At 53.6% G+C, this 6,144-nt stretch carries 6 protein-coding genes and 4 tRNA genes; 3 read left to right on the top strand and 7 right to left on the bottom strand.

All coding sequences use genetic code 11. The features are described from left to right. The 5 genes from FJU30_RS26590 to FJU30_RS26570 form a co-directional block, all read right to left on the bottom strand. Positions 1–325, bottom strand: a 325-nt coding sequence (locus tag FJU30_RS26590; protein WP_032314999.1) for a GTP-binding protein, incomplete at its 3' end; no start/stop codon positions are given. Positions 326–435: 110 nt separating this feature from the next. After that, positions 436–511, bottom strand: a tRNA-Thr gene (locus tag FJU30_RS26585). A 10-nt stretch (positions 512–521) separates the two neighbouring features. Continuing rightward, positions 522–596 (bottom strand) — tRNA-Gly (locus FJU30_RS26580). A 226-nt stretch (positions 597–822) separates the two neighbouring features. Next, positions 823–907: transfer RNA gene (locus FJU30_RS26575), tRNA-Tyr, on the bottom strand. An 18-nt stretch (positions 908–925) separates the two neighbouring features. Beyond that, positions 926–1,001, bottom strand: a tRNA-Thr gene (locus tag FJU30_RS26570). Between the two features lie 363 nt (positions 1,002–1,364). Between FJU30_RS26570 and FJU30_RS26565 the strand changes: the two genes are divergently transcribed. Both FJU30_RS26565 and coaA read left to right on the top strand, forming a co-directional pair. Further along, a complete protein-coding gene (locus tag FJU30_RS26565; RefSeq protein ID WP_150437923.1) occupies positions 1,365–1,913 on the top strand; it encodes a GNAT family N-acetyltransferase in 549 nt (182 codons plus the stop codon). Between the two features lie 204 nt (positions 1,914–2,117). Further along, positions 2,118–3,068, top strand: a complete 951-nt coding sequence (coaA, locus tag FJU30_RS26560) for a type I pantothenate kinase (protein ID WP_150437922.1) — start codon at positions 2,118–2,120, stop codon at positions 3,066–3,068. A gap of 169 nt (positions 3,069–3,237) precedes the next feature. Here the strand turns inward: coaA and birA are convergent, their stop codons facing one another. Both birA and murB read right to left on the bottom strand, forming a co-directional pair. Then, positions 3,238–4,200 carry a bifunctional biotin--[acetyl-CoA-carboxylase] ligase/biotin operon repressor BirA gene (birA, locus tag FJU30_RS26555; protein WP_150437921.1) on the bottom strand — a complete coding sequence of 321 codons (963 nt, stop codon included), beginning with the start codon at positions 4,198–4,200 and terminating at the stop codon, positions 3,238–3,240. Then, entirely contained in the window at positions 4,197–5,234 is a 1,038-nt protein-coding gene (gene murB / locus FJU30_RS26550; protein WP_150437920.1) for a UDP-N-acetylmuramate dehydrogenase, read from the bottom strand. Before murB ends, birA begins: the two co-directional genes overlap by 4 nt. A gap of 478 nt (positions 5,235–5,712) precedes the next feature. Here murB and mobB point away from each other — a divergent pair. Continuing rightward, on the top strand, positions 5,713–6,144 hold a 432-nt coding region (gene mobB / locus FJU30_RS26545; RefSeq protein WP_395858987.1), incomplete at its 3' end, for a molybdopterin-guanine dinucleotide biosynthesis protein B.

Here is a 6,144-nt window from a genome sequence, read left to right as displayed (position 1 = left end):
TCGCTGCAACAACCAGGATCGCGCCGTCCATCTGGGCGGCACCGGTGATCATGTTTTTCACGTAGTCGGCATGCCCCGGGCAGTCAACGTGCGCGTAGTGGCGAGTCGGGGTATCGTATTCAACGTGAGAGGTGTTGATGGTGATACCACGAGCTTTTTCTTCCGGCGCGTTATCGATCTGGTCGAATGCGCGAGCAGCGCCACCGTAGGTTTTAGCCAGAACGGTAGTGATGGCAGCGGTCAGCGTTGTTTTACCATGGTCAACGTGGCCGATAGTACCGACGTTAACGTGCGGTTTTGTACGTTCAAATTTTTCTTTAGACATCGATTGTCCCTCTAAGACACGGATAAATCGGTGATATCACCACATCAACCAGGCAACACTGCCTGCTTTGAATTTTGTTAACAGAAGAGATCAGGAGGGAGAAAAAGAAGTGGTGCTGATAGGCAGATTCGAACTGCCGACCTCACCCTTACCAAGGGTGCGCTCTACCAACTGAGCTATATCAGCACATCTTGTTTGGAGCGGGCAGTGGGAATCGAACCCACATCATCAGCTTGGAAGGCTGAGGTAATAGCCATTATACGATGCCCGCATCCTGGAACTCGGCTACCTGATTTTCTGTAGAATTTCGAAGCTGAGGGAAAACAACAATGAACGTTCGGCCTCATCTTCACCTGCCTCGCTTTCGCGTTTCAGGTTACCTTATTGACTAAGGTTGAAACTGCCGGTGAGGAAAGGATTGTCATACCAACCGCCTCACCCTTCCAGAACGGAAATACTGTCTCCCCTCTGGCGTGACGCTATCGCTAACGTCGAATTGGTGGTGGGGGAAGGATTCGAACCTTCGAAGTCGATGACGGCAGATTTACAGTCTGCTCCCTTTGGCCGCTCGGGAACCCCACCAGATTGTCTACTTGATTATGGTGCCGGCTGCCGGAGTCGAACTGGCGACCTACTGATTACAAGTCAGTTGCTCTACCAACTGAGCTAAGCCGGCATCAAGTGCTGCGCATTCTAGGTAGACAGAGCGACCTATGCAACAAAAAAATTGCCTAAAACGCACTATCGCTTAGATTTTATCCAAAAACAGACGGCAATCTACCTCCCCGCCCGGCGATCAGCGTAAAGAATCTTCGCTCCGGGCGATATTGCGCCCTTTCGCGCGGCCGTATTTCACATTTCTGGCACGCTGGTCTGGCGCGGCAAAGCCGGCTGCCGCACCTTTTGGCTAGGTGTTGCACTGAAAGAGTGCGCGCGCGGCGACGCGCGGCGCCAGGCTCCCCGCCGGTACAGCGTTTCCGGCCTGGAATGAATATTGCTTCACCACAGATGATAGTTTGCAGCGGACTGGAGGTGAGTGATGAAAATTGTATTATTAAATGTCGCTACATTACCCGTCTATCATCAAGAGCTGGCCGATTTACTGATCGACGCGGTAAGCCATGGCGCATCCGTCGGCTATGATGCGCCGGTGTCTTATGAAGAAGCAGAAAGTTATTTTCACCGTCTTCGCCCTGCCGTCGCGCAAGGCGAGCGTTTTCTGTGGATTGCCCGCGATCAGGACGGTATCGCCGGCAGCATACAGCTGGAATGTTGCCAGAAAGACAATGGCCGGAATCGGGCTGAAGTACAAAATCTGCTGGTCCGCAGCGGAAAGCGCAGGCTGGGCGTTGGCCGGCAATTACTCGCCACGCTGGAAAAAACCGCATTGTCGCAGCGCCGGGGGCTGCTCTACCTCAATACGCAAAGCGGCTCGCCAGCCGAATCATTCTATCGCTCGCAGGGCTACCGTCTGCTGGGGGAATTACCGGATTACGCCTGTACGCCCGATGGTTTCTACCATCCCACCGCGATTTATTACAAACGCCTTTTCGCCGTAAACAACACTGTGCGGGCAATCGCCAGCTAATTCCCGGCCGAACCGATTGAAGCCGGTTCGGCACATCCGCAGATTTTCTCTTCTTATTCCTGCCCGCTAAGTGGTAACCTCCACTCTATAGTGATAACAACAATATGAGATAGGGTCTGTGGCCTAAAGACACTGAGATGAAAGTTTTACTCTGTTTAAGTGAGCCCGGCCCTTCTTACCTGTATGAACAGGCTAATTCGACTTATGAGAAACAGAGAGCAATCCTTGTCTACTCCTTATTTACAGTTTGATCGTCGGCAATGGGCCACGCTACGTGATTCCGTACCGCTGACATTAACGGAAGAAGAGATCGCCAAATTAAAAGGGATTAACGAAGATCTTTCATTAGATGAAGTGGCCGAGATTTATCTGCCTTTATCACGTCTGTTAAATTTTTATATCAGTTCTAATCTGCGCCGCCAGGCGGTGCTGGAACAATTCCTTGGTACCGACGGGCAACGAATTCCTTACGTTATCGGCATCGCCGGCAGCGTTGCCGTAGGCAAAAGTACCACCGCGCGCGTGCTGCAGGCGCTGCTAAGCCGCTGGCCGGAACACCGCCGGGTGGAATTGATCACTACCGATGGTTTTCTTCATCCCAATAAAGTGTTAAAAGAACGTAACATGATGAAGAAAAAGGGATTTCCTCAATCATACGATATGCATAGCCTGGTGAAATTCGTATCGGATATTAAATCCGGCGCCAGCAGGATCACCGCGCCAATTTATTCACATTTGATTTACGATATCGTACCTGACGAACACAAGACAATTGAACAGCCCGATATTCTTATTCTTGAAGGATTAAACGTTTTACAAAGCGGCATGGATTATCCGCATGATCCTCATCACGTTTTCGTATCTGATTTCGTTGACTTCTCAATCTACGTCGATGCGCCGGAAGATTTACTGCAGACCTGGTATATTAATCGTTTTCTGAAATTCCGTCAGGGCGCCTTTTCAAATCCGGATTCCTATTTCCATAATTATGCGAGACTTTCAGAGAAAGAAGCGACTGATATCGCCAGCGGATTGTGGAAAGAAATTAATGGATTAAACCTGCATCAAAATATTTTGCCGACGCGTGAGAGGGCCAGTTTAATTATGACCAAAAGTGCGAACCACGCGATTGAATGCGTCCGTTTACGTAAGTAACAGCTCTATCGATCGCGCCAGCAGGCGGCTGACCAGCGTTTCCCGGTTCATGTAAACCGGGAAGCGCCGACGGAAAAAAATTTAACCAGCGCGGACGCATCCCGCAGGGTACAGGACAATGGCGAGTCGTTTCATTAGCAGAAATAGCGCAAGCGTGTTCTCCGCGCCGTCAGCCGTTGCCGCGTAAAGAGATCTCCCCGCCCAGATAAGGCGTAAGAACGCCGTCCTGATCGAGCAACAAGGCGCCCTGATGATCAATGCCCCGGTCCACACCCCGAATTTCGCGCTCGCCGATAATCAACCTGACGGGACGATTATAGTAATTGTCGAGCCCGGCCCAGCGGCTGGTAAACGGCGCCAGTCCTTCCTGTCCAAACAGCGTCAGCGCGTTTCTGAGCTCCGTTAGCAAAGTTGCAGCCAGAATATTGCGATCGATCTGAATACCGGTTTCCTGCAGGTTAATCCAGCGCTGATCAATCAGGCTATCGGCCGACTCCCGCATCATCAGATTAATACCGGCGCCGATAACCAGATGAGCGCAGTCGCCGGTCTTGCCCGTCAGTTCGACCAGAATCCCGGCCAGTTTGCGATCCTGCAGATAAAGGTCGTTAGGCCACTTAACGCGCACACCATCCGCACCCAATTGGTGTAACACTTCCGCCATCACTATCCCGATCACCAGACTCAGGCCGATTGCCGCAGCGGGTCCCTGCTCAAGCCGCCAGTACAAAGAGATATAAAGGTTAGCGCCAAAAGGAGATACCCATTGCCGACCGCGGCGGCCGCGCCCGGCCTGCTGGTATTCCGCGATACAGGCATCGCCGGACTGCAGAGAGTCCAGACGATCGAGCAGATACTGATTGGTCGAGTCGATCACAGGCAGCACCGCCACCCGTCCGTCAGGCAATTGCTGCAGGATTTTGTCTTTATCCAGCAGTTGCATCGCCTGTGGCAGGCAATACCCCTTACCGGTAACGGTAAACACATCGATTCCCCATTCGCGGATCGTCTGAATATGTTTATTGATACCAGCCCGGCTCATCCCCAGCGTTTCGCCCAGGTTCTCGCCAGAATGAAATTCGCCGTCGGCCAAAATCCTGATGAGCTTTAACGGGATGGTTATATCTTTCATGCTATAGCCTCAACCGCATTAATTTCGCCCTGCGCGCCAATAAAACGGACCTCGGGCTCCAGCCAGATAGCGAACTCCGCCGCCACCTGTTGCCGCACATGTCTGGCCAGCTGCAGCACATCGCGACTAACCGCATTACCGGTATTAATCAGGACCAAAGCCTGCTGACGATGAACCGCCGCGCCGCCAATCTGCATCCCCTTCAGATGACAGCGATCGATCAACCAGCCCGCCGCCAGTTTTACCTGTCCATCGGGCTGAGGGTAATGCGGCGCGTCCGGATAACGCTGTAAAATCAACTCAGTTTGGTCAGCAGACACCACAGGATTCTTAAAGAAGCTGCCGGCATTCCCGGTCACCGAGGGATCGGGCAGCTTGCTGCGCCGCATATTGCAGACGCTGTCAAAGACCTGGCGAGGAGTCACCGCAGCGGCATCGAGGCGGACTAAGTCGCCGTAACTCAGTACCGGGGACCAGTTTTTTTTCACGCAAAGACCAACCGCCACGATAACGAAACCGTTACGATACTGGTGCTTAAAAATACTCTCACGGTAGCCAAACCTGCACTGTTCAGCAGACAGCCGACTGATACTGCCCCGCGACAAATTCAGGACATCGACATATTCGCAGATATGGCTAAATTCAACGCCATAGGCGCCAATATTCTGAATAGGCGCGGAGCCGGCGCAACCAGGGATTAACGCCAGATTTTCCAGCCCGCCAATATCCTGCGATAACGAGTACTCCACCAAATGATGCCAGTTTTCACCGGCGCCGGCATAAATATGCCAACAGTCCGTTCCCTCTTCGATCTCAATACCCCTCAGTCGGTTCAGGATAACCATGCCGGCAAAATCTTGCGTGAACAGTACGTTACTGCCCTCGCCTAAAAACAGCACCGGCTGATGTCGCACCTGCGCATCGCGCCATGCATCGATCAGCTGTTCCAGCGATTCAGCGGTAACCACGCACTCCGCGCGGGCCGGTAAAGAGAATGTATTGAGTGACTTTAGGGATTGGCCTGTATTCGTCATGACTACCTGTATTCATTGTGCCAGGGAACTGCCTATAGTCTACCTGATTAACAGCTCGAATTTAGCGTTGTTTTTCCAAAAACGCCCGCGGGGAAGGGGGAGTGTGAAGAGATAATTCCAGCGCTAAACCGGTTGCCCCTAAAGCGAATCCATCGGGCAGAAGAAAAAACGCGGCATAATGGCGCTATGCAGACGGAAGGTGTGGCGATGCCCTGAGCCATCTCAGGCCCGGCTGGAAAAACATTATCAGCGTCATATGCAGGCGCTGAAGACGGGACGTTAAGCCGGATCGCGCTCTGCGTATGGGCGGGCAGCGCCGCCCTGCGCCATCTCAGGCCCGGGGGGAAAACACTATCATCGTCATCTGCAGGCGCTGAAGACGGGACGTTAAGCCGGATCGTGCTTTGCGTATGGACGGGCAGCGCCGCCCTGCGCCATCTCAGACCCGGGGGAAAACATTATCAGCGTATCTGCAGCGCTGAAGACAGGACAAGACTGCCCGGCCCCAAAAAGTGAGCCCCGTTGTAACCCGCCAGGCCAGGGCATGCGCGCCGGATTGGTCAGGCACACCCGTCATCAGATGGATATCGGTACGCCGGGTAAGGACAGCTACGAATTACGCAAGGCCGGCGCGCTGCAGACCATGGTGGCAGGCAACCAGCGCTGGGCGCTAATGACCGAAACCCCGCAGCAGCAGGAGCCCGATCTTCACTGGCTCGCCAGCCGTATGGATACCAGCCGGCTGGATCTGATCCTCGTTGAGGGTTTTAAGCATGAGGCGGTAGCGAAGCTTCTGCTGTACCGCGCCGCGGCAGGCCGGCCATTCAGCGGCCTGCCCGACGATGGCCATACCCTGGCCATCGTCAGCGATGAGCCCTGCCCCTGCGGGCTTCCCTGGCTGGATATCTGC

The organism is Affinibrenneria salicis, from assembly GCF_008710095.1.
This window is presented reverse-complemented; position numbering and strand designations above follow the sequence as displayed.